This window comes from Chryseobacterium defluvii (genome assembly GCF_014204415.1).
GTDB lineage: Bacteria > Bacteroidota > Bacteroidia > Flavobacteriales > Weeksellaceae > Chryseobacterium > Chryseobacterium defluvii_A.
The window spans coordinates 1003624-1028567 of the sequence record NZ_JACHLE010000001.1; the positions used below are offsets into that span (position 1 = coordinate 1003624).

The window sequence follows — 24944 nt, forward strand, 5'->3', positions numbered from 1 at the left end:
AAGTCTGACATCTACTATCTGGCATCTAACATCTAAAAAAGGACAACAACAATGGAAATTATCCTAAAAAAAGACGTAGAAAACTTAGGACTTGAGTTTGATACAGTAAATGTAAAACCTGGTTATGCCAGAAACTTCTTAATTCCTCAGGGATATGCACTTTTAGCTACTCCTAAAAACAAAGCGGCTTTAGAAGCTACTTTAGAGACAAGAAAAGAAGAAGAAGCTAAATTGATCTCTGCTGCAAACTCTGTAGTAGATCAATTGAAGAAAACTTCTATCACAATTCCTGCAAAAGTAGGTACAGGTGATAAATTATTCGGTTCTATCAACAATGCTGACCTTGCTGAAGCTCTAGGAAAAGCAGGTGTATCTGTAGATAAAAAATACATCAAAATCCCAGGAAACACAATCAAGAGAACAGGTAAATTCTCTGCTCTTGTAAGACTTCACAGAAATGTTGAATACAACTACGAATTCGATGTTGTATCTGATGCTCCTGTTGAAGCTGCTCCGGCTAAAAAAGAGGAAGCTAAAACTGAAGAAGCTTAATATCCAAAAGAGAAAACAAATTCTCATACATACAAAACCACTTCGTTTGAAGTGGTTTTTTGTTTTCAATGCCCTTCAATGGTAAGCTTATTGCTGCTGGTAAAATATCACATAGATTCATCTGCTTACTCAATTAAACTTTGAATATGGAAATTCAGGAAATCTTATCCGAACAAAAAATGTTTTTCAGGACACAAAAAACCGGGAATATCAGATTCCGGAAAATGTATCTTGAAAAGCTGAAAGATCTTATCATACAAAATGAAAACGTATTGTATGAAGCTATTGACAGGGATTTCGGCAAGTCTGAATTTGATACTGCAACTACTGAGATCTCTTTTATTCTAAAGGATATTAGCTATTATTTAAAGAATTTAAATATCCTCACCAGTCCTAAAAAAGTTCGTACCAATTTAGCCAATCAGATCGGGAAAAGCAGGATCTGTACAGATCCGCTGGGATGCGTACTTGTCATCGGAGCCTGGAATTATCCTTATCAGCTCTCCCTCTCCCCTGTTATTGCCGCACTGGCTGCCGGAAACTGCTGTATTTTGAAACCAAGCGAAATTGCTGCCCATACTTCAAAAGCAATGGCAAAAATTATCAATGACAATTTCCCTCCTGAATATGTATATGTTTATGAAGGGGGTATCGAAGAAACCACAGAACTTCTGAAACTGAGATTTGATAAAATATTCTTTACCGGAAGTACAAAAGTGGGAAAAATAGTCTACAAAGCCGCTGCTGAACATCTTACGCCCGTAACATTGGAATTAGGCGGTAAATCACCGGTTATAGTAACCAAAAATGCCAGTCTGGAAATTGCCGCCAAAAGGATCGTATGGGGAAAATTCCTGAATGCAGGCCAGACGTGTGTAGCTCCGGATTATTTACTGATTGAAGAGACTGTACAGGAACAGTTCCTGGAACTTCTAAGAAATTATATCAAAGAATTCAGGTATGAGCCGGGCTCCGGGCATTATACACGGATCATCAACCTAAAAAATTTTCAACGGCTTATTCAACTTATTGATAAGGAAAAGATCTATTATGGAGGAAACTATAATGAGGAAAAACTTTATATAGAACCGACTATTTTAAGCAATGTGGATCGGGAAGATGATGTAATGCAGGAGGAAATCTTCGGGCCTATCCTTCCGGCAATCTCTTTTGACAATTTTAATACCGCTCTCAACTCGGTACTGGAAATGGAAAAACCGCTTTCTGCTTATTTATTCAGCAACAGTCAGGAAGAAAAAGACGCTTTCACTCAAAAGCTGTCTTTCGGCGGAGGATGCATCAATGATGTTGTTATGCATCTGGGGAACGAAAATCTTCCGTTTGGGGGAGTGGGAAATTCAGGGATCGGGAGCTATCACGGAAAATATGGGTTTGAGACTTTCTCTCATCAGAAAGCAGTTCTTGAAAGGGCTACATGGGGTGAACCCAATATAAAATACCCACCCTATTCTGAGCAAAAATTAAAGTGGATCAAAAGGCTTCTGTAAAAACAAAAAACCGGGAGTCTTCCCGGTTTGATTTATTTATGAAGTCGGACTCCAGCTGCTAAAGAACTCTTTTACTTTATCCAGACTATATCCTTTCCCTTCTTCCAGCACATCACTCTGCTGAATATGGATCATTTTACCATTTTGATCTAAAATAATGAATACGGGATACCCATATTTCTCTCCCGGATTATTATATTTCATGAAAATACTTTCATTCTTATTTTCAGGGGAATAATTGAGATGATAATATAGATAATTCTTGTCTACAATTTCTTTCAGTTCAGGAGTGTTCTGTACAAAATCGTTAAAGCGCAGGCACCAGATACACCAGTTACCACCTGCCTGGATCATAATGTTTTTACCCTCCTTTTTAGCCTGTGCTACCAAGGCTGCTATATCTTTCTGCGCATCAGCTTTTGGATTATAAGGTTTAGGCAACTTGGCTTTCTCCTCCGCTGTCCTTTTCTTTGCTTCAAGCTCAGCATGATCCGGCTTTACCAGAAGGGCTTTATCTCCGGAATTCCTTTCAGGAGTATTTTTAATTTCCTGAGAGTAAGCAACTGTGCTTAGTGCCAGAAAAGCAATCAGTGATAATTTTTTCATACTTTAAATATAAAAAATAATATTTAACCCGAAGCAAAAATAGAACCATAATTTTATTATCCTTAAATTTGCATGTTTTATGAACTTCCTGATCAAAATACTGTATTTAATTTCTAAACTTCCGCTTAAAGTATTATATATTTTTTCGGATATTATTTTCTTTCTGAACTATTATTTTGTCGGGTACAGGAAGAAAGTAATTACACAGAATATAAAGAATTCATTCCCGGATAAACCGGATGAAGAGATCAGAAAGATCAGAAAAAAATTCTACCGCAATTTCTCCGATTATCTTGTAGAAACCGTGAAATCGTTCAGTATTTCAGAAACGGAATCCCGCGTGAGGATGCAGCATATCAACCAAGACGTGTTTCACGAGGCTAAAAAAGAAGGCAAAAACATTATTCTGCTTGCCGGGCATGTTTTCAACTGGGAATGGATCAATGCATTTGCAAAGATCATTCCTCAGGAGCATTGCCACCCGGTTTACAGAAAGGTGAACAGTGATTTCTGGGAAAACCAGATGAAAAAAGTGCGGAATAAATTCGGAAACGAAGCGTTGGAGGCCAACGAGGTGATCATGAATATTTTCAGGGCTAAAAATGACGGAAATTCTGCCTATATGTTTGTGGCTGATCAAAGCCCGCATATTTCACACGTAAGCTACGGATTAGAGTTTCTTAATCAGAAAACCCCTGTTTTTATAGGATATGATAAACTGGCAACAAGAATGGATCTTATTTTTATTTATTGTGAGATGAAAAAGGTAAAACGTGGTTTTTACCAGGTCAATTATCACAGGATCTATCCTGACGGAGAAAAATTTACGGAACATGAAGTCGTGAAAAAATTCCATAAATTGCTGGAAAACACCCTGCATAAACGCCCCGATAATTACCTTTGGTCCCACAGAAAATGGAAATACCAGGATGCCATCAAAAATTTTGATTCCGAAAAAATATAGGTCAAATGTCTGAAAAACTAGCTGTAGTAATATTAAACTGGAATGGTAAAAGCTGGCTTGAAAAATTTCTTCCGAGCGTTATCCGCTTTTCCGGGAAAGCTGACATCTATATAATTGATAATCTTTCTACTGACGATTCCATTGCTTATCTGGAAATGCAGTTCCCTGCTGTGAAAATCATCAGAAATGATAAAAACTACGGTTTTGCAGGCGGCTATAATGAAGGATTAAAGAAAGTAAAGGCTGAATACTACTGCCTGCTCAATTCCGATGTTGAAGTGACGGAAAACTGGATCGAACCTGTTTTGGAATTGTTTGAAAAAAATCCTCAGATCTCAGCAATACAGCCCAAAATTTTATCATTCCATAATAAGGAGCAATTTGAATTTGCAGGAGCAGGGGGCGGATTAATAGATAATCTGGGATATCCTTACTGTAGAGGACGTGTTTTTGATGATCTGGAAGAAGATAAGGGACAGTATGATGATGAAGCAGAGATATTCTGGGCTTCCGGATGCTGCTTTTTTATCCGTTCAAAAGATTTTTGGGACCATAAGGGATTTGATGAAAGGTTTTTTGCCCATCAGGAGGAAATCGACCTTTGCTGGAGGCTTATCAATTCAGGAAGGAAAATATATTACACGGGAAAATCCAAGATCTATCATGTAGGAGGCGGCACGCTGAACAAACAGAGCGCTCAGAAGACTTATTTGAACATCAGGAACAATCTTTCGATGATGGTGAAGAATTTACCTTTTCCAAAGTTGGTCTGGCTGATATTTTTCAGGCTTTGCCTGGATGGTGTCGCAGGGATCTATTTTGGATTAAAAAACGGCTTTCCGCACCTTTGGGCGGTTGTGAGGGCGCATTTCGGGTTTTATGCCCAGCTTCCGGGAACTTTAAAGCTTCGTGGAAAAAATCAAATTAAAAATTACTATCAGTCCAAATATTTGATTTTCAAACATTTTTTAGGATAATTTTTTTTACCTTTATTTCATAACAATTATGAAATTAGATTTTTACACAGTTCTCATCGTTTTTTGCGTTATAACCCTGATTTTAGGGTTAATTATTTATTTTTTTCAGCAAAAATTTTTCTTTCATCCAGAAAAACTGCCGAAGGATTTCAAATTTGCCTACGATAACCTTCATGCAGAAGAATTAACGGCAGAAACCGAACCCGGTGTTTTCATCAGTTATCTTCACTTCAAAACCGAACATCCGAAAGGAATTGTTTTTTATCTGAAAGGCAATACCAAAAGTATCAAAGGATGGGGAAAATTTGCGATAGACTTCACCCGTCTTCAGTATGATGTGATCATGCTGGATTATCGGGGTTTCGGGAAAAGCACCGGAAAAAGGACCTCAGAAGGGCTGAAACACGATATCCGTTTTATTTACAATCTTGTGAAACAGCAGGTGCCGGAAGACCGGCTCGTTGTTTACGGAAGAAGTCTTGGAACACCTTTTGCCGCTATGCTAGCAGCAAAAAACAATCCGAGGCTGTTGATCCTTAATGCGCCTATTTACAGTTTAGAGCGGTCGATCAACCGGTATCTTCCCTGGTTACCGGCCAAATATTTTATGCGCTTTAATCTTCCGACCTACAAATATCTCAGAGGCGTAAAATGTCCTATCAAAATTATACATGGAAGTGATGACAAGCTTGTTCCTGTGAAAACAGCCATTGAACTCTCCGAAATTCAGCCCGAAAATACACGGCTTTATATCATTCTGAAAGCCGGACATATCAATGTACATACATTCAAGGAATACCACCGCGTTTTGGATGAAGTTTTTGAAGATATTGAAGAGCCGGAAAAGGAGATCAATTTCCAGAATACCAGTATGAATATTAACCACAGATCTTAAAAAAAGGAATGTCCATTTCTATAAAAATTCAAACAATATCATTCCCTATTATATGACAAAATGGGTTCATTTTTTGCAGGAGAAGCTGATATTTCTTCCGGTAAAGCTACCGGAGGATTATGCTTATGATTTTCCGAAAAAATTTAAGGAATATTTCTTCGAAACACCCAATAGCGGGGTTATCAATGCCTTACATTTTAAGGTTAAAAACCCCAAAGGTGTCATACTTTTTTTTCATGGTAATGCAGATAATCTGGTAAGATGGGGCGCTATTGCTTCTAATTTCACCGATTATGATCACGACGTTCTGGTGATGGATTACCGCCATTACGGGAAAAGCAAAGGGGAAAGATCCGAAAATAACCTATATGCGGATGCGCAATTCTGCTATGATTTTGTAAAGAAAAAATATGGCGAAGAAAACATTATTGTCTATGGGGTAAGCCTGGGTGGTGCTTTTGCCATAAAAATGGCTGCAGAAAATGAACCAAAACTATTGATCGTAGAAGCCACTTTCTATAATCTGAAAGATATGGTAAACCGTTGGATCCCCAAAAATACGACTGAAAAAATAACCACGAAGATGACCTATGATTTCAGGTCTGATGAGCATATTATTAAGGTCAATTGTCCTGTTTATCATTTTCATGGAGATAAAGACCTCGTTGTTCCCATAAAATCCGGCAAAAAGCTTTTTAATGAACTGGAAGAAAAAAGGCCTGAAGTCCCTAAAAAGTTTATAGAAATTAAGAAAGGAAGCCATAATGATCTTTCCAATTTCGAGCAGTATCACCATGAAATGAAAGAAATTTTTTCAATTATCCATCCCCAAAGGAATGATTGATTTCTGCGCCATAGATTTTGAAACGGCTACATTCGAAAGGCATTCCGCGTGTGAGCTCGGTATATGTATAGTTCAAAATTCTCAAATTGTGGAAACCAAAACATGGCTGATCAAACCTCCAAGCTTTCCTTATTTCAGCCAGCATAATATTGACATTCACGGGATCACTCCTCAAGATGTAAAGGACGCTCCCACTTTTGATGAGATCTGGTACGAGGTGGAAGAAATGATGTACGGAACTTTAATGATCGCCCATAATGCAAGCTTTGATGCCGGGGTTTTAAGAAGCTGCCTCAATTATTATGGAATGTTCACTCCCAAACTGAATTATTTATGCAGCATCCAGCTGGCCAAAAAGTCGTGGAATTACCTTCCCCGCTATGGACTGAAACATCTGGCTGAATATCACCGGATCGAATTTAAGCATCACAGAGCCGGAGATGATGCTGAGGCTTGTGCAAGAATTTCTTTGCTGGCTTTTGAGAAACTGTTCCTCACCAATAATGAAGAGATTACTGATTATATGAAATTGAAGATCAAAAAGCTTTAGTTTTTGCTCGCAGATATAGCAAATTACACGGATGATTGCGTATAATTCCAGATTGTGTTAATTCTATAGTTATATAAAGCTAACGAATAATAATCAGCTGGCTTGTTTAGTTGCTTAATACTTCAGACAGCAGGTTAAATTTTGGAATATCAATCTCGAAATTTTCCTGGGTCTTCATATTTTTAACGAGGTATTTTCCGCTCATATTTCCTACTCCCGAACGTAACATCACATTGGAGAAATAAGCAAAATTATCTCCGGCAGGAATTTCAGGGGTTAAGCCAATTACACCATCTCCCATAATTTCCGTGTACCCGAAACCTACATCAAAAATCAGCCATTTTCTTTTCAATATTTTTATAGGGAAATCTCCTTCATTTTCTATCGTGATATTGTACTTGAAAACATAACGGTTTTCAGACGGGTAACTATTCTTGCTATCATATTCAGGAACCACTGAAACTTTGATATTGGAAGTTATTTTTGAGAACATCATTTTAGTATTTCTTAAATATATACAAAAATCTCGCCTTTTTTAAAGCGAGATTGTAAAGTTATATTATTAATTCATTAAAAATTATAATTCTAATGCTTTTCTTTCGTCACCACCCATTAATATTTCAACAGGGTTGTCGATACCTTCTTTTACCGCTACCAGGAATCCTACAGATTCTCTTCCGTCGATAATTCTATGGTCATAAGACATGGCTACGTACATCATTGGGCGAATTACCACCTGCCCGTCAATAGCCACAGGTCTCTGAATGATGTTGTGCATTCCCAAAATAGCAGATTGAGGAGGGTTAATAATCGGTGTAGACAGCATGGAACCAAATACACCACCATTGGTCACTGTAAATGTACCTCCTGTCATTTCATCAACGGTAATCTTACCATCTCTTACTCTGTCAGCAAGATTTTTAATATTGGCCTCAACCGCTCTGAATGTCATATTTTCAGCGTTTCTCAATACAGGTACCATTAATCCTTTAGGCCCTGAAACTGCAATTGAAATATCGCAGAAATCATAGTTTATTTTGAAATCCCCGTCAATAGATGCATTTACGTCCGGATACATCTGTAACGCTCTTGTAACCGCTTTTGTAAAGAAAGACATGAACCCAAGACCTACTCCGTGCTTTTGAGCAAATTCATCTTTATACTGCTTTCTGATCCTGAAGATCTCAGACATATCAACTTCGTTGAAAGTAGTCAGCATGGCTGTTTCATTCTTTACAGAAACCAATCTTGCAGCCAATTTTCTTCTAAGAACAGAAAGTTTAGTGGTAGTGGTAGATCTGGATCCTGTTGCAGATAATGAGTTTCCTCCCAATGCTGGAACAGCTGTTAATTCAGCATCAGTTTTAGTGATCCTTCCGTCTCTTCCGCTTCCTAAAACCTGCCCGGCATCGATCCCTTTTTCGTCAAGGATCTTTTTAGCAGCAGGTGACGGAGCTCCGGTTGCATAAGTTTGTGCAGCAGCAGCCGGTTGGGCCACAGGCTTTGGAGCTTCCTGTTTAGCAGGTTCAGCCGCTTTCGGGGCCTCTTCCTGTTTTGGAGCTTCAGCAGCAGGAGCAGCCGCACCTTCCGGTTTAGCAGCATCCATATCAATTAAACAAACTACCTGGCCTACCTGTACCACATCTCCTTCTTCAGCCTTTAAAGTAATAACACCACTTTGTTCAGCAGGCAATTCAAGAGTTGCTTTGTCTGAGTCTACCTCAGCGATCGGTTGATCTTTTTCTACATAATCACCATCTTTTACAAGCCAAGTTGCAATTTCAACTTCTGTAATTGATTCGCCCGGTGAAGGAACTTTCATTTCTAAAACTGACATATTATTGAGTATTTTTTATTTTTTAATTGATTATTATTTTTCTGATTAGGCTGTAACCGGTCTTTTGGCAGGAGCATCGTTTCTGTCGAACACTTTGTTGATCACCGCATTCTGGTTTTTCTCAAACATTTTATGGCTTCCCGGAGCCGGAGCACCACTTGGTACCGGAGCAATCACCTGAATTCCCGTCTCCCTGAAGTTTCTCAGGATATAAGACCACGCCCCCATATTTTCCGGTTCTTCCTGGGCCCAAACCAATTCTTTTCTGTTTTCGTATTTATTAAGGATTGCCTCGATAGCATCTGCCTGAAGCGGATATAATTGCTCAAATCTTACTAAAGCAATATTCTCGGCATTTAATTCTTCTTTCTTCGATAAGAGCTCAAAGTATAGTTTACCTGAACAAAGAACTACTTTCTCTACTTTTTTAGGATCTGCTGTTGGATCATCCAGGATCGGCTGGAACGAACCGTTGGCAAAGTCTTCCAATGGAGAAACCACTTTCGGGTGTCTTAACAAAGATTTCGGACTCATTACGATCAATGGTTTTCTGAAGTTCCATTTCAACTGCCTTCTTAACAGGTGGAAGTAGTTAGCCGGTGACGTAATATTGGCTACTACCATATTTTCGTTGGCACAAAGGGTAAGGAATCTTTCCAGTCTTGCAGAAGAGTGTTCTGCTCCCTGCCCTTCCGAACCATGAGGCAATAGCATCACCAATCCGTCCTGGATCTTCCACTTTTCTTCCGCTGCAGCTAAATACTGGTCAACAATGATCTGTGCTCCGTTTACGAAATCCCCAAACTGAGCCTCCCAAATTGTCAATGTATTTGGTGAAGCCATTGCATATCCGTAATCAAATCCCAGAACCCCATATTCTGAAAGGTGGGAATTGTACACATCGAATCTGTTCTCGGAAACATGTCTTAACGGGATATATTCTTCTTCAGTATCTTCAGTTTTTACTACAGCGTGTCTGTGAGAGAATGTTCCTCTTTCCACATCTTCCCCGGAAATTCTGATGTTGTGCCCCTCTGTAAGCAATGTTGCATAAGCTAACCATTCTCCTAAAGCCCAGTCTAATGAGTTTCCTTCAATCGCTTTGATACGGTTTTCAAAAAGTCTTGTGATCTTATTAATGAATTTTTTATCAGCCGGAAGTGTTGACATTCTAACAGCCAGCTCTTTCAGCTTAGCCTGATCATATTTTGTATCAACCGGCAGCTGAACTGCACCTCTCTTTCCAATCGGATAATTGGTCCAATATTCAGCCATGAACACATCCATTGCATTTTTCTCAATCTCTTTGGAGGCGTCAAAGTCTTTATCCAGAAGAGCTTTGAAATCGGTTTCCATTTTCTTAAGAACATCGTTGGAAACTACACTGTCCTGAAGTAATTTATCTTTATAGATCTCTCTTGGGTTAGGATGCTTTGAAATTGTTTTGTATAAATTAGGCTGCGTGAATCTTGGTTCATCTCCTTCATTATGTCCATATTTTCTGTATCCCAACAGGTCAATGTAAACATCTTTTCCGAATTTAGCCCTGAAATCAGCTGCAAAATGAATAGCATGTACCACTGCTTCCGCATCATCTGCATTCACATGCATTACCGGAGACTCCGTCACTTTCGCAATGTCTGTACAGTATGTTGAGGATCTTGCATCGGTATAATTGGTCGTAAATGAAACCTGGTTGTTCACAACGATATGAACGGTTCCACCTGTTTTATAGCCTTCAAGGGTCATCATCTGGGCTACTTCATACGCAATACCCTGTCCTGCAATAGCACCGTCACCGTGGATTATAATTGGTAAGATCTTAGAGAAATCCCCTTTATATTTATCATCTACTTTGGCACGACAGATCCCTTCTACAAGGGCAGCTACTGTCTCCAGGTGAGACGGGTTCGGAGTAAGGTTAATGGATACTTCTTCTCCTGAAGCTGTCTGGATCTTCTTGGATGAACCTAAGTGGTATTTAACATCACCGGAGAATACATCTTCTTCGAATTCTTTTCCTTCAAATTCGGAGAAAATCTGCTTGTAGGACTTCCCAAAGATATTAGACAGCACATTCAGTCTTCCTCTGTGTGCCATCCCTAAAACCACTTCATTCACCCCTAATTGGGAAGATCTTGTGATCAGCTGATCCAAAGCAGGGATCAAGGACTCCCCTCCTTCTAACGAGAATCTCTTCTGCCCTACGAATTTGGTATGTAGATAATTTTCAAATGCTACGGCCTGGTTTAATTTTAATAAGATCTCAGTTTTTTCATTCGCGGAAAGGTTCGGATGGTTTTCATTAACCTGCAACCATTTTTTGATGAAATCTTTCTCTTCCACATTGTTGATATGCATATACTCTACCCCTATCGAATCGCAGTAGATGTTTTCGAGGTGTGCAATGAGATCCTTCAATGTGGCGGGTTCCTTCATTCCTGTTTCTACCGCACAGTTGAATTTTGTATTCAGGTCTTCTTGAGACAATCCAAAATTCTCGATGTCCAAAGTAGGGGTATAATGCCTTCTTTCTCTTACCGGGTTTGTTTGTGTAAACAGGTGCCCTCTGGTTCTGTAAGCCTCGATAAGGTTTACGACTTTGAATTCTTTTTTGATGTGCTCAGGAACTTCACCGTTGGAAACTGCCTGAGATATTTGCTGTGTTGCAGGAGCCGCACCGGCCGAAGCCTGGATATACTGAATATTATTGTCATCACCATAGTTCTCTAAAGCAAAATCGAAGCCCTGAAAGAAGGCTTTCCATGATGGTTCTAAAGAATCCGGGAATTTTAAGTACTGTTGGTATAAATCCTCAATTAACTGAGAATGAGCTGCGTTTAGGAATGAAAATCTGTCCATTATTACAGTTTATCTGTTATTAAAATTTGTTTGTAAAATTAATCTTCAAATTTAATAAAAAAAACCGACTTGGAACAGTATTGAAGTATTAAAGTTTTAGAGTTTGAGGGTTTTAGAATATCAGAAAATTAAATGAGAACAACAGAAGATCGATCGGATTTTCTGCCTTCGGGTGTTTTCGCTTAAAAATGAAAACAAACCGGCTCTAAATGATTGTCAATAATTTATTTATAAACAGATAATGAAAGTTTCATATTCACATCCTGCTCTTCCATCGGCCGTTCAATAAAGGTTTGGCGAACATCGCCATAACGCATTTCATCTTTTTTGGCTTTCTGGATCAGCTGCTGGATGGCTTTTACTCTTCCGGCATATGTTCCTTTATAGTACATAATGTAATTCTGAGTCGGATTTATCGTCCTGAAACTGAAATTATTATCTGTAACTCCTATTTTTTTAGACAATGGAATTCCGAGAAAATAGGACACCTCTTTGTCTTTATAGTTATCGGCATCGGTGAGCAGTACAGGATACCCGAATTCGTCATCTTTTTTGCCCAGATCCATCGTTACAAAGTTGTACACTTTATTGTAATTCATCACGATATTCTTGTACAGGGCATCCTTCTTGTTGGAAGCACTTACATTGATCCCCAAAAGCAATTTATCTTCTTCATTTTCCACCATCAGGCTGTCATATTTTATGGAAGCCATCTGGTTGTCTTTTTCCACTTTATTTCCTAAAACATTTTTCAGGTTGACCATACTTTTATCGATATTGTCTGCAAAACGGTCTTCCGTCCAGAAGTTTTTCACTCTTTTTAAAACCGAAAGTTTAGGCGTATGAACATACCATATGATCTTTGTTTTTGTGGCTGAAAGTGGTTTGAATTTTACATCTACAAGAGTAGGATTCTCATTTTTATTTTCAAAGAGCTGGTATCTCAGAGTTTTGTTCAGGTTTTCATAGCGAATGAACATCTCCCCATCCATATCATTTTTCTGATCCATATAGCTGATCGCACTTCCCTTTCCTTCATAAGGGGTATAATAATCAATATCAATGGATTGGGAACTGGTAAAGAAATTGTTCCATCGGGTAAAGTTCTGAAGATTGTTGAATTGAGAAAACACTTTATCTACAGGATAATCTACCTCTTTTTCGATCTGGAAATTCTTGCTCTCATCCACAAAATAATACATGGAAAGCGCATAAGCCCCCATCAGAACCAAAATAATTACCGCTATGATCTTAATAAAACGCATCGCACAAAAGTAATACAAATAAAAAAAGTGACCAATATGTTGGCCATTATAGTTGTATGTTAAAATTGCTTAAAGTTTCTTCAAAGTTTTAACAATAAAAGGCACAAAAGTTTTAAATAAATATTGGTAATTATAAATATAATTTTATACAAATTAATATAATAAAAATTATTCATGATCTATTGAATTAATGTATATATTCACACTTTAATTTAAAAAAAATCATATCATGAAAAAAGTTTTAGTAATTGCAACTTTAGGAGTTGCCGGATTAATTAGTGCGAAAAATTCTGAAGCCAAATTAAATTCTCTTGACCTTTCCAATTTAAGTGTTGTGAAAATTGAAAAAAGCACAAAAAATTTGGGGGAATTGAAATGGCATTATCTTTACCAGTCTACCTGTGGTTGGACGTTTAATATGACTTCTGATATTGCAATACAAAACATGACCGATGAGCAATACGAGAATTACATAGATGAAGTGATAACCATGAATAACCAAATTTGTAAACTTCATGGAGAAAAGCCTGTTAATAATTTTACATTTATCAAAATGATGAATACTTCTGGGGTAAAAGAAAGAGTTTAAATAATACGTAAATTAGCTCAATGAAAAAAATATTGATTCTTATCTCTGTTGTTTTATATACAGTGTTGTTTTCTCAAAAACAGAATGATGTATCTGATCTTAAAGTACGTTATTATATGATTATGGTATCTGATTCCGCTTTATTGAGAAATGAAAATGAAGCTTCTGTTTTCAGTTACTCGCTACTATGTAATGCAGATAGATCTATTTATGCAGATGAAACCGCTAAGACTTTTTATAATTACCTCCGTAGTAATAGAGGTAATTATGGGCAACTTCCTATCAACAGTTATCCGAAATCTAAAAGCAGCACCTATAAAGAGGGTGATAAAGTAATTGTTACACTTCCGATAGGAAGGAAAGATTTATACAGGTATGAAGAACCAGACCTAAAATGGGAGCTTATAAAAGATAAACAAAAAACCATTCTCACTTATTCATGTAATTTAGCTAAAGCAACCTCAGATACAGGAAAAGTATATTATGCTTGGTACAGCCCATCAATACCCATCCCTGAAGGACCTTTTAGATTTAAAGGATTAAATGGTTTAATTTTAGAAGTTTATAACGAAGAAAAAACAATAAAGATAAATGCTGTTGAAATTGCAAAAGTGAAGGAATTAATTGAGCCTCTTAAATATGCTTCGGTATATGATGTGAGTAAATCCCAATTTTTGAAAAAAAGGAAAGAATATGTTATAGATCCTAATACGAGTAATCACGAATCTAAATACAAAGCAATAGGGCCAGATGGAAAGGAAATAAAAATAGAAAAACAAGAATCAATTAAAGTAAAGGAAAATAACCTTTTAGATTAAAATAAATCCCCTTCTTGCGTTGGGGATTTTTGTTTATTCTTTGTCGTCTTCAATAACTCCCTACTTCCAGCTTCCCTACTCTTTAGCTATCACCCGATATGTGTACCCGGAGGAACCACAGCTCCTTTTTTCACTACCACAATTCCGTCCTGCACAGAATGGGTTCCAAAGTCACCATCCGGCAGGTGCTTCCCGCCAATGATCCTTACATTGTCTCCGATATAGCAGTTTTTATCCAGAATGGCCTTTTCTATGTAACAGTATTTCCCGATTCCCATATTGGGACGGCCTTTTCTGTCGTTCATTACAATTTCTGTAGTTTTCTGGTAAAAATCAGCGCCCATTACATAGGAATTTACAATGGTGCTGCCTTTATCGATCCTTGTCCTATTTCCGATCACTGAATTTTCAATCTTATCCGCCATAATGATGCATCCGTCCCCAAAAACGGCTTTGCTTACATAAGACCCGTTGATCTTAGACGGCGGAAGCATCCTTGCCCTGGTATAAACCGGTGAAGAAGAGAATAAATTGAACTGCGGAAAATCCTGGCACAGGTCTAAATTGGCCTCATAGAAAGATTCTATGGTTCCTATATCTGTCCAGTATCCTTCAAACTGATAGCTTAGGGTGGTGTACTTTCCTATTGAGCTTGGAATGATATCCTTCCCGAAATCGTCTCCGGCCCCTTCTTCAAACATCTTTTTAAGGATATTCCTGGTGAAGATGTAGATTCCCATTGAGGCTAAATACTCTTTTCCTTTATGCTTATTTTCTTCGGAAACTTCGGATTTCAGGTCACCCAGCATATCAAAACCCGGTTTTTCAACGAAAGACGTGATGTTACCATCATCATCGGATTTCAATATTCCAAAACCTGTGGCATCTTTTGCGTTTACGGGGATGGTAGCAATAGTAACGTCTCCCCCTTTTTCAATATGAAAATCCAGCATTTGCCTGAAATCCATCTGATAGAGCTGATCTCCCGAAAGAATCAGAATATACTCATAATCATATTTGTCAAGATGCTTCATAGACTGGCGGACAGCATCTGCCGTCCCCTGATACCAGCTGTCGTTCTCTACATTCTGTTCAGCAGCTAAAATATCTACAAATCCTTTGCTGAAGATATCAAAATGGTAAGAATTCTTAATATGTGAATTTAAAGATGCTGAATTAAACTGTGTAAGAACCAGGATCTTATTTAATCCTGAATTTAAACAATTTGAAATCGGTATATCCACCAACCTGTATTTTCCGGCAATGGGAACGGCTGGCTTCGACCTTGAATAGGTTAACGGAAAAAGCCTGGTTCCTCTACCTCCTCCCAAAACAATGGAAATAACATTGTGCTTCATAAGTATGTTGCGTTTTATTTATTGTATAAATCTATATATTTTTCGGCAGATTTCTCCCATGCAAAATCAAACTGCATATTGGCGCGGATAAGATTTTCCATGACATCTTTCTGATTATACAGACCGATCCCCCTATTGATAGCATGGATAATGTCATCTACTCCCGGATAGGTAAAATTCAACCCGGCCCCGCCTGTAGAAACATCTTCCACCGTATCTCTCAATCCACCCGTATACCGTACCACCGGAACAGTCCCATACCTCATTGAGTACATCTGGTTAAGACCACAGGGTTCCACTCTTGAAGGCATTAATAAAAAATCTGCCGAAGCATATATTTTATGCGAAAGATGTTCTTTATATCCTAAGTCCAAAGCAAAGTTGCTATAAGTATAGTTATATTCTTTCAGCTTATTCTCTATATAGGTATTTCCGGAGCCCAGGATCATGATATTTAAGGCTCCATAACTCTGCTTGATGCTTCTCCAGACCATTTCCGGCAACAGGTCGGCACCTTTTTCCGTAGCAAATCTTCCGATAAAGGCAAACAAAGGAAGGTCAGGCCTCAGACCGTATTCTTTGCAGAGCTTCTCCTTATTTTTCTTTTTTTGCTTAACCGCATTTTTGATGTTAAAATTAAAATCCAGCATAGGATCGGTTTCAGGGTTCCATACTTCCGCATCAATACCGTTGATGATCCCGTAAGCTTTTCCGAATTCCTGCCGCACCAGGCTTTCCAGTCCACGGAAGGCTATATAAAGCTCTTCCAGATACCCTTCCGAAACGGTAGTAAAAGCATCAGAACATTTGATCATAGATGCCAGCGGATTGATGAATCCGTTCCAATCCAGAAGCCCCCATTTCCATGCATCAAAAGAAGGCATATAATGGGCCATATTCCAGCTCATCATTCCCTGATACTCTCCATTGTGGATAGTTCCGATCGTTTTTACCCCTTTCAGGAAACTAAATTCCGGGCAATTTTCGATCATAAAGGGCACTAATCCCGTATGATAATCATGGCAATGCAGAATGTCCGGACGGATCTGCATCGCACTCAGCCAATGCAGAACTCCGTGCTGAAAAGCCAGGAACTGAAAGCTTTCGTCCTGATACCCGTAAGGATTATCCCTGTCTAAAAGCCCCGGAATTTTAACCATATACAGTTCAAAGCCCAATATATCGGCTTTTTCTTTCATCACCTGAACCTGAAGCATATTGGATCCCTGATGAATAAATCCATCAAAAACGATGTCAAACTCATGATCATAAAAGAAAGCCTTATTGTACCACGGCATTACCACCTTGGCCTCTACTCCTTCTATTTTATTCTGATATTTAGGCAGCGATCCTACAACATCCGCCAGGCCGCCTACTTTTGCCACCGGATAACATTCCGTACTGAGATGATAAACAATCATTTTATCTTTTGTGTAATTTAATCCTTTGTAATTTATATTTCTTGTCTTTTTTCTGTTTTAAAATAATCCCGGCAAGAGGCGGCAGTTTCAGGGTGATCGATTTTGAATGCCCCATCCATTGCCCGTATTCTTCCTTAAGGATCTCAGGTTTTATTCCGCTTCCTTTATACCGTTCATCATCGGAACTGAAAAAAACTTCCCAATGGGAGGCTGCATTCACTCCTATTTTATAGTCCAGCACACGTGGTGTTAAATTTAACACTACCATAAAGGCATCATCCTTTTTTTTACCCTTCCTTAAATATACGTAAATTGAATTATTTTCATCATTGGCCTCCACCCACTCAAAACCGTCCGGATTATACTGATTTTCATAAAAGGCAGGCTCATACCTGTAGATATGGTTAAGATCCTTTACAAGCGTCTGCACGCCTTTATGAACCGGATACTGTAATAAATGCCAGTCTAAACTCCGGGTAAAGTTCCACTCGTTAGTCTGCCCAAATTCATCTCCCATAAACAGAAGCTTGGCCCCCGGATGGGTGTACATGTACACATATAATGCCCGAAGATTGGCAAATTTCTGCCATTCATCTCCCACCATTTTATAGATCAGGCTTGCTTTTCCATGAACCACCTCATCATGAGATAAAGGCATCATGTAATTTTCATTATACATATACATGGAGGCAAAGGTGAGTTTATGATGATGGTATTTCCTGTGAATAGGATCTTCCTTGAAATAATCCAGGGTATCATGCATCCACCCCATCATCCATTTCATACCGAAGCCTACCCCGCCTTCATGAATCGGCTTTGTCAGCTTAGGAAAATCCGAACTTTCTTCTGCTATTGTAATAATGTTATTTCCAAATTCTTTATAAACAGCTGTATTGAATTCCTGCAAAAAAGCTTTGGCTTCGAGGTTTACGTTTCCGCCATAAATGTTAGGTTCCCATTCCCCTTCATTCCTCGAATAATCCAGATGCAACATGGAAGTGACCGCATCTACGCGAAGGCCATCCGCATGGTAGCGCTCCAGCCAGAACATGGCGTTTGAAATAAGGAAAGATTTCACTTCATTTCTTCCGTAATTGAAAATATGGGATTTCCAGTCCGGATGAAAGCCTTTTCTGGGGTCTTCATGTTCATACAGAAAAGAGCCGTCAAAACGATGCAATCCGTTAGCATCTCCTGGAAAATGGGACGGAACCCAGTCTAAAATAACTCCGATATCATTTTTATGAAGCTCATTAATAAGGTGCATCAGATCCTGCGGTGAACCGAAACGTGAGGTTGCCGCATAAAATCCCGTGATCTGGTATCCCCAGCTCGGGTCATACGGATATTCCATCACCGGCATGAATTCCACATGAGTAAAACCCATTTCTTTGATATAAGGGACTATTTTTTTAGCAACATCCCTGTAATTCAGGAATGTTTCAGGGGCATCCCCCTCCCTTACCCATGAACCTAAATGCAGCTCATATACGGAAACAGGAGCATCCAGACTGTTTTTTTTCCAGCGGTTTTGAAGCCACTCCCGGTCTTCCCACTCGTACCATGTCGTAGAAACCAAAGAAGCGGCCTGTATGTTCTGTTCCCAGCTTAAGGCATAAGGATCACTTTTCTCCAAAATTTCTCCGTAAGCGGTTTCAATAGCATATTTGTATAAAGTTCCCCATGTAAGACCTGCAATAAAGCCTTCCCAGATTCCTGATTCGTCCCATCTGGGATATAGAATATGATCTTTATGATTCCAGTTATTGAAATTCCCTATTACAGAAACTTTTTTTGCATGAGGCGCCCAAACTGAGAAATAAACTCCATGAATCCCATCTTTCTCCACAGAATGTGCCCCGAACTTTTCAAACAGTTTATAATGCCTGCCTTCTTTAAAAAGGTAAACATCATGATCTGTAAAAAGTGTATAGGTTTTAACTGAAATCATCAGGATTGGACTTAATATTATATTTTCATGAAACTACAAAAAATATTGGCAACACGCATTAATTATTATTGAAATAATTATTATGTTAATTCCTTTTCTTTGCCAGTTTACCAAATATATAATTTTTTCATTCATAGTTTTTATGATTTTAAATAATCCACATAAAAAGATTTTTTATAAATTTAGCGTTTAATTTTTTTAAACACGCATGATGAGGTTCGACCTTTATACAGAAGAAAATGACGACAGGCCTGTGTATATCACGGGAAATTTCAACAACTGGAATCCTAAAGACAGCAACTTTCAACTTAAACAATCAGATACCGGCAGCTATTCTATTGAAATTGATGACAGCCTTCTATCTCCCAATATAGATTATAAATTTACCAAAGGGGGCTGGGAAAATGTGGAACTGGACAAATACGGGAACATTACTCCCAATCGGAAAACCGAAAAATCAAAAGGCAGGGTTTCTGATAGTGTGGAAAAATGGAGGCTCAACTGGGGACCTTTTAAAAAGGAGTATTTTCCCCTTGCAGAAATTATTTCGGAAGAATTTTATATTCCCCAGCTTGACCGTTACCGGAAAGTATGGGCGCTTCTGCCTTATGATTATTATGTTTCCAATAAAGCTTATCCCGTTTTGTATCTTCAGGATGCACAGAACCTGTTCAATGAAGGAAGCGGCTATGGGAACTGGGAGATCGATAAAAAGCTCTCCATCCTTGCAGAATACGACCGTGGAGATGTGATCATTATTGCCATTGAGCACGGAAGTGAGGAAAGGATCAAAGAATACATTTTCGATAATGACAATGTGGCCAACGGCTCTGAAGGGAAGAAATACATCCGCTTTATTACAGATACCCTGAAACCGTTCATAGATGAAAATTACAGAACCAAAAAAGACAGGGACAACACCGGCATCGGAGGCAGTTCTTTAGGAGCTTTGATCAGCATTTACAGTGGATTCCTTTATCCGGAAGTCTACTCTAAATTATTGATCTTCTCCCCTTCTCTTTGGGTAGAACCGAATAATAACTTCCCTATGATGAATTTCCGGGCACCCTTCAAAATGAAAATATATTTATACGGCGGCGGGCAGGAAGGCTCCAAGATGGTCAAAAGAATTCACCTTTTCGAAGATTATTTGAAAAGATGGGAGAAAAAAAATCTTTTTGATTTTGAATTTAAAACGAATATTAACCCGGAAGGTACACATAGTGAATTCTACTGGTCTCAGGAATTCCCGAGAGCAATCGAATGGCTCTTCTACGACAATAAAGAAAACCCTGTTGAGGTAAAACCACAACAGAAAAGTATCAAAAATTAATATCTATGAAACTAATCAACAAAAAAAATAAAAAATATACTCAAATCTTCCATTTATTCACAGAAGAAGAATGGACTAAAGCAAATAAAAAATTCAATAAAAATATCTCCACTTTTTTTACCGGAAAGAAGCACGAAGTTTTCATCAATACCGATGAAGATGGGATTACTTACTTTATCGGTCTTGGAAAATCTACGCTGGAGAATTTTGAAATCCAACAAGTAGCCAATAAGTTTTCACAAACCCAGAAAAAAGGTTTACAGGCCGCTCCCACTTTGGTTCTTGCCGATTTCCTCAATGAAAAACAATTCGAGGAGTTTGTAAAAGGGCTTCTGATCGGGACATACAACTACCCTTTCGAAAAAAACCATCCCTTCTGGAATACTAAATTTGAAATTCACTTTGAAAGCCTGAGCCAGAAAAAACTGGACCAGGTCATTCTGAGAGCTGAAGCCATAAGTAACGGACAAATTGCCTGCCAGGAATGGCTGAATAAACCTGCCAATCTTAAAAAACCTGATATTTTCAATACCTATCTTAAAGCTCTTGCCAAAAAGCATCACCTAAAATATACCGTTTTCAACCGGAAAAAATGCGAAGAGCTTGGCCTGGGCGCCTATCTTTCCGTCAATCAGGGAAGCGCTTACGATGCTGCTTTCACTATCCTGGAATATAAAACAGACGTTAAAAAAGCCAAAACTTTCGGATTAGTCGGAAAATGCGTATTGTTTGATACCGGAGGAGTTTCATTGAAAAATCCGGACAATATGCATTATATGAAATCCGACATGGGAGGCGCTACAGCCGTTTTGGGAGCTTTGATCTGTGCTTCAGAAATGAAGCTTCCCGTTAATATTATTGCTGTTTTACCGATCACAGACAATGCTATTTCGGAAAATGCCTTTCTTCCAAGTGATGTGATTACTGCTTATAACGGAAAAACCATAGAAGTACTGAATACTGATGCGGAAGGAAGAATGATTTTAGCCGATGGCCTTTCCTATCTCGCCAAAAATTACAAAACGGACCTTATTATTGATCTTGCCACTTTAACGGGCAGTTCGGTAAGAATGTTCGGGGATACCTGCGGGGCTTTATTTTCAAATAATGAAGAATTGAAAAATCTTTTGATCAAAACCGGAGATAAAACCAATCAGAGATTATGGAATCTTCCGCTGTGGGATGTATGGAAAGATGATATTCAGTCTGATGTGGCCGATCTTAAGAATATTTCCATGAAACCAATAGGTGATTGTATCATTGCCGCCAAATTCCTGGAGCAATTCATTGAAAACCATCCTAAATGGGCACATTTAGATATAGCAGGAGTTGCTTTTGGAAACACAAATTATGCCAAAGAAAAAGCAGCTACCGGTTTCGGGGTACAATTATTAACGGATTTAATCGAAAATTATCACTAAAAATTAGTTTATTACAAAAATTCTCTGTATAATTGATATATAAATTTTCAAAAGCTCATCATATTTCAAATTTTAGCATTAAAAATTTAATAAAAATTTGATTTTATTTTTGAAAATTCATCAAAATTTAAAAAACATTGTATGGAGGAGAAAACAATAGTATGTATTTCGTGCTATTACAAGGGCTATGATTTCATGAATGAAATGAAGAAGCTCGGTAATAAGATTATTTTAGTAACATCCGAAAATCTTAAAGAAAAAGACTGGCCTTGGCATGCCATTGATGAGGTATTCTACATGCCCGAGGTAAAGCCGTCTGTCTGGAATATGGATCATCTGGTACAAGGATTTTCCCACCTGATGCAGACCAGAAAAGTAGATGCCGTGATCGCGCTGGATGATTACGATGTAGAAAAAGCAGCCCTTATCCGGGAAACATTCCGTATTCCGGGAATGGGACAGACTACGCATCGTTATTTCAGGGATAAACTGGCGATGAGACAGAAGGCTAAAGATTCCGGGATCAGTGTACCGGAATTCACTGCGGTTTTCAACAATGATGAAGTTAACGAGTTTACTGATAACGTTCCTGCTCCTTGGGTTTTAAAACCGCGTTCAGAAGCATCTGCATCTGGAATTAAAAAACTGACTTCCAAAGAACAGCTTTGGGAAGCTTTGGATACGCTTGGAGAAGAACGGCATATGTTCTTATTGGAAAGTTTTAAACCGGGCGATGTTTATCATGTGGACAGCTTAACATTCAATAAAGACATTGTCTTCACATCCGCTTCAAAATATCTGGCACCACCTATGCAGGTTTCTCATGAAGGGGGTGTTTTCAGAAGCAAAACTTTAGGGAGATATTCTGATGAATTCAAGTCCCTGGAGCAGGTAAATGCAAAAGTTATTTCCAGCTTCGGATTGATGAATGGAGCAACGCATACGGAATTCATCCGCGGTAAAGATGACGGAAAGTGGTATTTCCTGGAAACTTCTTCAAGAGTCGGAGGAGCCCATATCCCGGATCTGGTAGAAGCTTCCAGCAACATTAATATCTGGAGAGAATGGGCAAAAATTGAAGACGCACTTTTAAGGGGTAAGAACTACGAGGTTTCTAAACCTACAGGATATTATTCGGGGCTCATCGTAGCTTTGATCAAAGACAAAGAACCCGATTATAATGAATTTAAATGCGAAGAGGTTGTAAAATTTCTCCCGATAGATTATCATGTGGGAATTGTTTACAAATCCAACGATTCTGCCATTGTACAGGAAAGATTGGATTATGCTGCTGAAAAAATTCACTCGGAACTACTTAATATCCTTCCTCCTAAAGACAGACCAACGAGTTAAGAGTTAAGAGTTAAGAGTTAAGAGTTAAGAGTTAGCAAAATTATTTATTATTCATGACTCAAAATATCAATCATCATTAATCAATTATCATTTATAAATAAAATATGCCTCAAATAGAACATACAGACTATTATTCACATATATTAGGAACAAGCCTTAAAGTAGAAGTAACCGGACATTACGGATATCCTATCATTATGTTTCCGACTTCTCAGGGACAATACACACAAAACCATGATTTCCACCTTAATGGAAGTATTAATTGGTTTATAGAACAGGGAAAAGTTAAACTATATAATGTTCAGACCATTGACGGCTGGAGCTTTTACGATGAAAAGATCTCCCCGCAGCAAAGGATAAAAAATTATGAACTCTATGTAAGATTTCTGATCGAAGAATTTGTCCCTTACATTCAGAAGCTTCATCAGACCCATCGCGTTGCTGTTGCAGGAGCCAGTTTTGGAGGGTACCATGCTGCCAACTTCGCATTCAGGTTTCCGGATGTGGTTTCGCATTTATTCTGCCTGTCCGGGGCTTTCAGCATCCGGAATTTTATGGACGGCTATTCCGATGAGCTGGTTTATTTTAACTGCCCTCGGGAATTTGTAAGAAATGATGAAGCCTGGAAATACAAACATATGCATATTGTTTTAAGTACCTCAGATCAGGATATATGCAAGGATAAAAACCTGGAAATGGCAGGGATCTTAAAATCAAAAGGAATTGATTTCTGGTATGATGAAAGAAAATGGATCAATCATGATTGGCCACTATGGAGAATGGTTTTCCCAACATTTATAGGATCCTTCTTCTCCTAAACTTTTAAAACTGAAATAATATCTAAACATTAAATACAACATTAAAAAACAAAAAATTATGGCAAAAAAAGTGGGAATTCTATTCGGAATGGAAGATACATTTCCTTGGGCATTTATTGACAAGGTAAATGAATTAGGCGGCGGAGAAGTTATAGCAGAACCTGTAAGTATCGACAAACTGGAACAAGGCGCTGACTATGGCTATGCAGTAATTATCGACAGAATTTCGCAAGATGTTCCTTTTTACAGAGCTTACCTTAAAAATGCAGCAGTTAACGGAACTTATGTGATCAATAACCCGTTCTGGTGGAGTGCTGATGAGAAATTCTTCAATAATGCACTGATGTCTAAACTGGGAATTCCACTTCCAAAAACAGTTTTGTTACCATCACATGAAAGACCTACCAATACTTCGGAAACTTCATTCAGAAACCTGAAATTTCCTCATGACTGGGATTATATATTCAATTATATAGGCTTTCCTGCTTATATGAAACCTCACGACGGCGGTGGATGGAGAAACGTGTACAGAGTGGAGAACGCTGAAGATATGTGGAATAAATTAGGTGAAACGGAACAGCTTGTCATGATGGTTCAGGAAGAGATCGTTTTCCAGGATTATTACAGAGTGTACTGCTTAGGTAAAAAATATGTGCATATTATGCCTTATGAGCCAAGAAATCCACATCACCTGAGATATGCTACGACTCACCAAACGCAGGGTGAAGATCTGGAAAAATTATTAAAGACCATTCATGATTACACGATCAAAATGAATGAGGCTTTAGGATATGATTTCAATACGGTGGAATTTGCAGTAAGAGACGGTATTCCTTATGCGATCGATTTCTGTAACCCTGCACCGGATGCAGACAAGAATTCGGTAGGAGAAGAAAACTTTGCCTGGATTGTGGAACATTCTGCAAAATTGGCTATTGAAAAAGCTAAAGAATATGTTCCGGGAAAACCAAATATCTCTTGGGGAACTTTTGTAAAAGATTCAGCAAAATAAATTAAGAAAA

Annotated in this window: 22 protein-coding genes; 14 read left to right on the forward strand and 8 right to left on the reverse strand. The window is 38.3% G+C overall.

The genetic code is table 11. From position 1 onward, the window contains the following. Nucleotides 1-51: 51 nt before the first annotated feature. Nucleotides 52-552: a 50S ribosomal protein L9 gene (gene rplI, locus HNP38_RS04535; RefSeq protein ID WP_184185121.1), complete on the forward strand. Its 501-nt coding sequence runs from the start codon at nucleotides 52-54 to the stop codon at nucleotides 550-552. 146 nt (nucleotides 553-698) lie between these two features. Next, nucleotides 699-2060 carry an aldehyde dehydrogenase gene (locus HNP38_RS04540; RefSeq protein WP_184185124.1) on the forward strand — a complete coding sequence of 454 codons (1362 nt, stop codon included), beginning with the start codon at nucleotides 699-701 and terminating at the stop codon, nucleotides 2058-2060. Between the two features lie 36 nt (nucleotides 2061-2096). Here HNP38_RS04540 and HNP38_RS04545 read toward each other — a convergent pair whose 3' ends face one another. Further along, a complete protein-coding gene (locus HNP38_RS04545) occupies nucleotides 2097-2666 on the reverse strand; it encodes a thioredoxin family protein (RefSeq protein ID WP_184185127.1) in 570 nt (189 codons plus the stop codon). Nucleotides 2667-2745: 79 nt separating this feature from the next. Between HNP38_RS04545 and HNP38_RS04550 the strand changes: the two genes are divergently transcribed. The 5 genes from HNP38_RS04550 to HNP38_RS04570 are packed head-to-tail and all read left to right on the forward strand — an operon-like array spanning nucleotide 2746 to nucleotide 6896. Beyond that, nucleotides 2746-3630, forward strand: coding sequence for a lysophospholipid acyltransferase family protein (locus HNP38_RS04550; protein ID WP_184185130.1), 885 nt, complete (start codon nucleotides 2746-2748; stop codon nucleotides 3628-3630). Between the two features lie 5 nt (nucleotides 3631-3635). After that, on the forward strand, nucleotides 3636-4607 hold the full coding sequence (locus HNP38_RS04555) for a glycosyltransferase family 2 protein (protein ID WP_184185133.1): 972 nt from the start codon (nucleotides 3636-3638) through the stop codon (nucleotides 4605-4607). 28 nt (nucleotides 4608-4635) lie between these two features. Then, nucleotides 4636-5502, forward strand: coding sequence for an alpha/beta hydrolase (locus HNP38_RS04560; RefSeq protein WP_184185136.1), 867 nt, complete (start codon nucleotides 4636-4638; stop codon nucleotides 5500-5502). A gap of 52 nt (nucleotides 5503-5554) precedes the next feature. After that, nucleotides 5555-6346 (forward strand): alpha/beta hydrolase, encoded by a 792-nt coding sequence (locus HNP38_RS04565; RefSeq protein WP_184185139.1) that lies wholly within the window; start codon nucleotides 5555-5557, stop codon nucleotides 6344-6346. Then, nucleotides 6339-6896, forward strand: a complete 558-nt coding sequence (locus HNP38_RS04570) for a 3'-5' exonuclease (protein WP_194299327.1) — start codon at nucleotides 6339-6341, stop codon at nucleotides 6894-6896. The genes HNP38_RS04565 and HNP38_RS04570 overlap by 8 nt, the downstream gene beginning before the upstream one ends. Before the next feature lie 106 nt (nucleotides 6897-7002). Here the strand turns inward: HNP38_RS04570 and apaG are convergent, their stop codons facing one another. The 4 genes from apaG to HNP38_RS04590 form a co-directional block, all read right to left on the reverse strand. Further along, nucleotides 7003-7392: a Co2+/Mg2+ efflux protein ApaG gene (gene apaG, locus HNP38_RS04575; RefSeq protein ID WP_184185142.1), complete on the reverse strand. Its 390-nt coding sequence runs from the start codon at nucleotides 7390-7392 to the stop codon at nucleotides 7003-7005. 81 nt (nucleotides 7393-7473) lie between these two features. Next, nucleotides 7474-8733, reverse strand: coding sequence for a 2-oxoglutarate dehydrogenase complex dihydrolipoyllysine-residue succinyltransferase (gene odhB / locus HNP38_RS04580; protein WP_184185146.1), 1260 nt, complete (start codon nucleotides 8731-8733; stop codon nucleotides 7474-7476). Between the two features lie 45 nt (nucleotides 8734-8778). Continuing rightward, nucleotides 8779-11595, reverse strand: a complete 2817-nt coding sequence (locus HNP38_RS04585; protein ID WP_184185149.1) for a 2-oxoglutarate dehydrogenase E1 component — start codon at nucleotides 11593-11595, stop codon at nucleotides 8779-8781. 224 nt (nucleotides 11596-11819) lie between these two features. Then, nucleotides 11820-12860 (reverse strand): SRPBCC domain-containing protein, encoded by a 1041-nt coding sequence (locus HNP38_RS04590; RefSeq protein ID WP_184185152.1) that lies wholly within the window; start codon nucleotides 12858-12860, stop codon nucleotides 11820-11822. A gap of 229 nt (nucleotides 12861-13089) precedes the next feature. Here HNP38_RS04590 and HNP38_RS04595 point away from each other — a divergent pair, with 229 nt between their 5' ends. Together HNP38_RS04595 and HNP38_RS04600 are read left to right on the forward strand one after the other, a co-directional pair. Beyond that, on the forward strand, nucleotides 13090-13449 hold the full coding sequence (locus HNP38_RS04595; protein WP_184185155.1) for a hypothetical protein: 360 nt from the start codon (nucleotides 13090-13092) through the stop codon (nucleotides 13447-13449). A gap of 20 nt (nucleotides 13450-13469) precedes the next feature. After that, nucleotides 13470-14267 (forward strand): GLPGLI family protein, encoded by a 798-nt coding sequence (locus tag HNP38_RS04600; RefSeq protein WP_184185157.1) that lies wholly within the window; start codon nucleotides 13470-13472, stop codon nucleotides 14265-14267. An 89-nt stretch (nucleotides 14268-14356) separates the two neighbouring features. On the opposite strand, the gene HNP38_RS04605 is transcribed toward HNP38_RS04600, so the two are convergent. The 3 genes from HNP38_RS04605 to glgB are packed head-to-tail and all read right to left on the reverse strand — an operon-like array spanning nucleotide 14357 to nucleotide 18997. After that, nucleotides 14357-15625 (reverse strand): glucose-1-phosphate adenylyltransferase, encoded by a 1269-nt coding sequence (locus tag HNP38_RS04605; RefSeq protein ID WP_184185159.1) that lies wholly within the window; start codon nucleotides 15623-15625, stop codon nucleotides 14357-14359. 14 nt (nucleotides 15626-15639) lie between these two features. After that, nucleotides 15640-17046, reverse strand: coding sequence for a glycogen synthase (locus HNP38_RS04610; protein WP_184185161.1), 1407 nt, complete (start codon nucleotides 17044-17046; stop codon nucleotides 15640-15642). Nucleotide 17047: 1 nt separating this feature from the next. After that, entirely contained in the window at nucleotides 17048-18997 is a 1950-nt protein-coding gene (gene glgB / locus HNP38_RS04615; RefSeq protein ID WP_184185163.1) for a 1,4-alpha-glucan branching protein GlgB, read from the reverse strand. Between the two features lie 211 nt (nucleotides 18998-19208). Here glgB and HNP38_RS04620 point away from each other — a divergent pair, with 211 nt between their 5' ends. The 5 genes from HNP38_RS04620 to HNP38_RS04640 all read left to right on the forward strand — a co-directional run bounded on the left by HNP38_RS04620 (nucleotide 19209) and on the right by HNP38_RS04640 (nucleotide 24934). Continuing rightward, nucleotides 19209-20330: an alpha/beta hydrolase gene (locus tag HNP38_RS04620; protein WP_184187574.1), complete on the forward strand. Its 1122-nt coding sequence runs from the start codon at nucleotides 19209-19211 to the stop codon at nucleotides 20328-20330. A 5-nt stretch (nucleotides 20331-20335) separates the two neighbouring features. After that, nucleotides 20336-21751 carry a leucyl aminopeptidase family protein gene (locus tag HNP38_RS04625; RefSeq protein ID WP_184185165.1) on the forward strand — a complete coding sequence of 472 codons (1416 nt, stop codon included), beginning with the start codon at nucleotides 20336-20338 and terminating at the stop codon, nucleotides 21749-21751. Nucleotides 21752-21892: 141 nt separating this feature from the next. Further along, the gene (locus HNP38_RS04630) at nucleotides 21893-23104 is read left to right on the forward strand and encodes an acetyl-CoA carboxylase biotin carboxylase subunit family protein (protein ID WP_184185167.1); all 1212 of its coding nucleotides are present in this window, start codon (nucleotides 21893-21895) and stop codon (nucleotides 23102-23104) included. Nucleotides 23105-23208: 104 nt separating this feature from the next. Continuing rightward, nucleotides 23209-23922, forward strand: a complete 714-nt coding sequence (locus HNP38_RS04635) for an alpha/beta hydrolase-fold protein (protein ID WP_184185170.1) — start codon at nucleotides 23209-23211, stop codon at nucleotides 23920-23922. 58 nt (nucleotides 23923-23980) lie between these two features. Then, entirely contained in the window at nucleotides 23981-24934 is a 954-nt protein-coding gene (locus HNP38_RS04640; protein ID WP_184185173.1) for a RimK family alpha-L-glutamate ligase, read from the forward strand. Nucleotides 24935-24944: the final 10 nt, after the last annotated feature.

Coding starts and splice junctions, on each gene's coding strand:
- rplI (WP_184185121.1), top strand. CDS start 52: ATGGAAATTATCCTAAAAAAAGACGTAGAAAACTTAGGACTTGAGTTT.
- HNP38_RS04540 (WP_184185124.1), top strand. CDS start 699: ATGGAAATTCAGGAAATCTTATCCGAACAAAAAATGTTTTTCAGGACA.
- HNP38_RS04545 (WP_184185127.1), bottom strand. CDS start 2,666: ATGAAAAAATTATCACTGATTGCTTTTCTGGCACTAAGCACAGTTGCT.
- HNP38_RS04550 (WP_184185130.1), top strand. CDS start 2,746: ATGAACTTCCTGATCAAAATACTGTATTTAATTTCTAAACTTCCGCTT.
- HNP38_RS04555 (WP_184185133.1), top strand. CDS start 3,636: ATGTCTGAAAAACTAGCTGTAGTAATATTAAACTGGAATGGTAAAAGC.
- HNP38_RS04560 (WP_184185136.1), top strand. CDS start 4,636: ATGAAATTAGATTTTTACACAGTTCTCATCGTTTTTTGCGTTATAACC.
- HNP38_RS04565 (WP_184185139.1), top strand. CDS start 5,555: ATGACAAAATGGGTTCATTTTTTGCAGGAGAAGCTGATATTTCTTCCG.
- HNP38_RS04570 (WP_194299327.1), top strand. CDS start 6,339: ATGATTGATTTCTGCGCCATAGATTTTGAAACGGCTACATTCGAAAGG.
- apaG (WP_184185142.1), bottom strand. CDS start 7,392: ATGATGTTCTCAAAAATAACTTCCAATATCAAAGTTTCAGTGGTTCCT.
- odhB (WP_184185146.1), bottom strand. CDS start 8,733: ATGTCAGTTTTAGAAATGAAAGTTCCTTCACCGGGCGAATCAATTACA.
- HNP38_RS04585 (WP_184185149.1), bottom strand. CDS start 11,595: ATGGACAGATTTTCATTCCTAAACGCAGCTCATTCTCAGTTAATTGAG.
- HNP38_RS04590 (WP_184185152.1), bottom strand. CDS start 12,860: ATGCGTTTTATTAAGATCATAGCGGTAATTATTTTGGTTCTGATGGGG.
- HNP38_RS04595 (WP_184185155.1), top strand. CDS start 13,090: ATGAAAAAAGTTTTAGTAATTGCAACTTTAGGAGTTGCCGGATTAATT.
- HNP38_RS04600 (WP_184185157.1), top strand. CDS start 13,470: ATGAAAAAAATATTGATTCTTATCTCTGTTGTTTTATATACAGTGTTG.
- HNP38_RS04605 (WP_184185159.1), bottom strand. CDS start 15,625: ATGAAGCACAATGTTATTTCCATTGTTTTGGGAGGAGGTAGAGGAACC.
- HNP38_RS04610 (WP_184185161.1), bottom strand. CDS start 17,046: ATGATTGTTTATCATCTCAGTACGGAATGTTATCCGGTGGCAAAAGTA.
- glgB (WP_184185163.1), bottom strand. CDS start 18,997: ATGATTTCAGTTAAAACCTATACACTTTTTACAGATCATGATGTTTAC.
- HNP38_RS04620 (WP_184187574.1), top strand. CDS start 19,209: ATGAGGTTCGACCTTTATACAGAAGAAAATGACGACAGGCCTGTGTAT.
- HNP38_RS04625 (WP_184185165.1), top strand. CDS start 20,336: ATGAAACTAATCAACAAAAAAAATAAAAAATATACTCAAATCTTCCAT.
- HNP38_RS04630 (WP_184185167.1), top strand. CDS start 21,893: ATGGAGGAGAAAACAATAGTATGTATTTCGTGCTATTACAAGGGCTAT.
- HNP38_RS04635 (WP_184185170.1), top strand. CDS start 23,209: ATGCCTCAAATAGAACATACAGACTATTATTCACATATATTAGGAACA.
- HNP38_RS04640 (WP_184185173.1), top strand. CDS start 23,981: ATGGCAAAAAAAGTGGGAATTCTATTCGGAATGGAAGATACATTTCCT.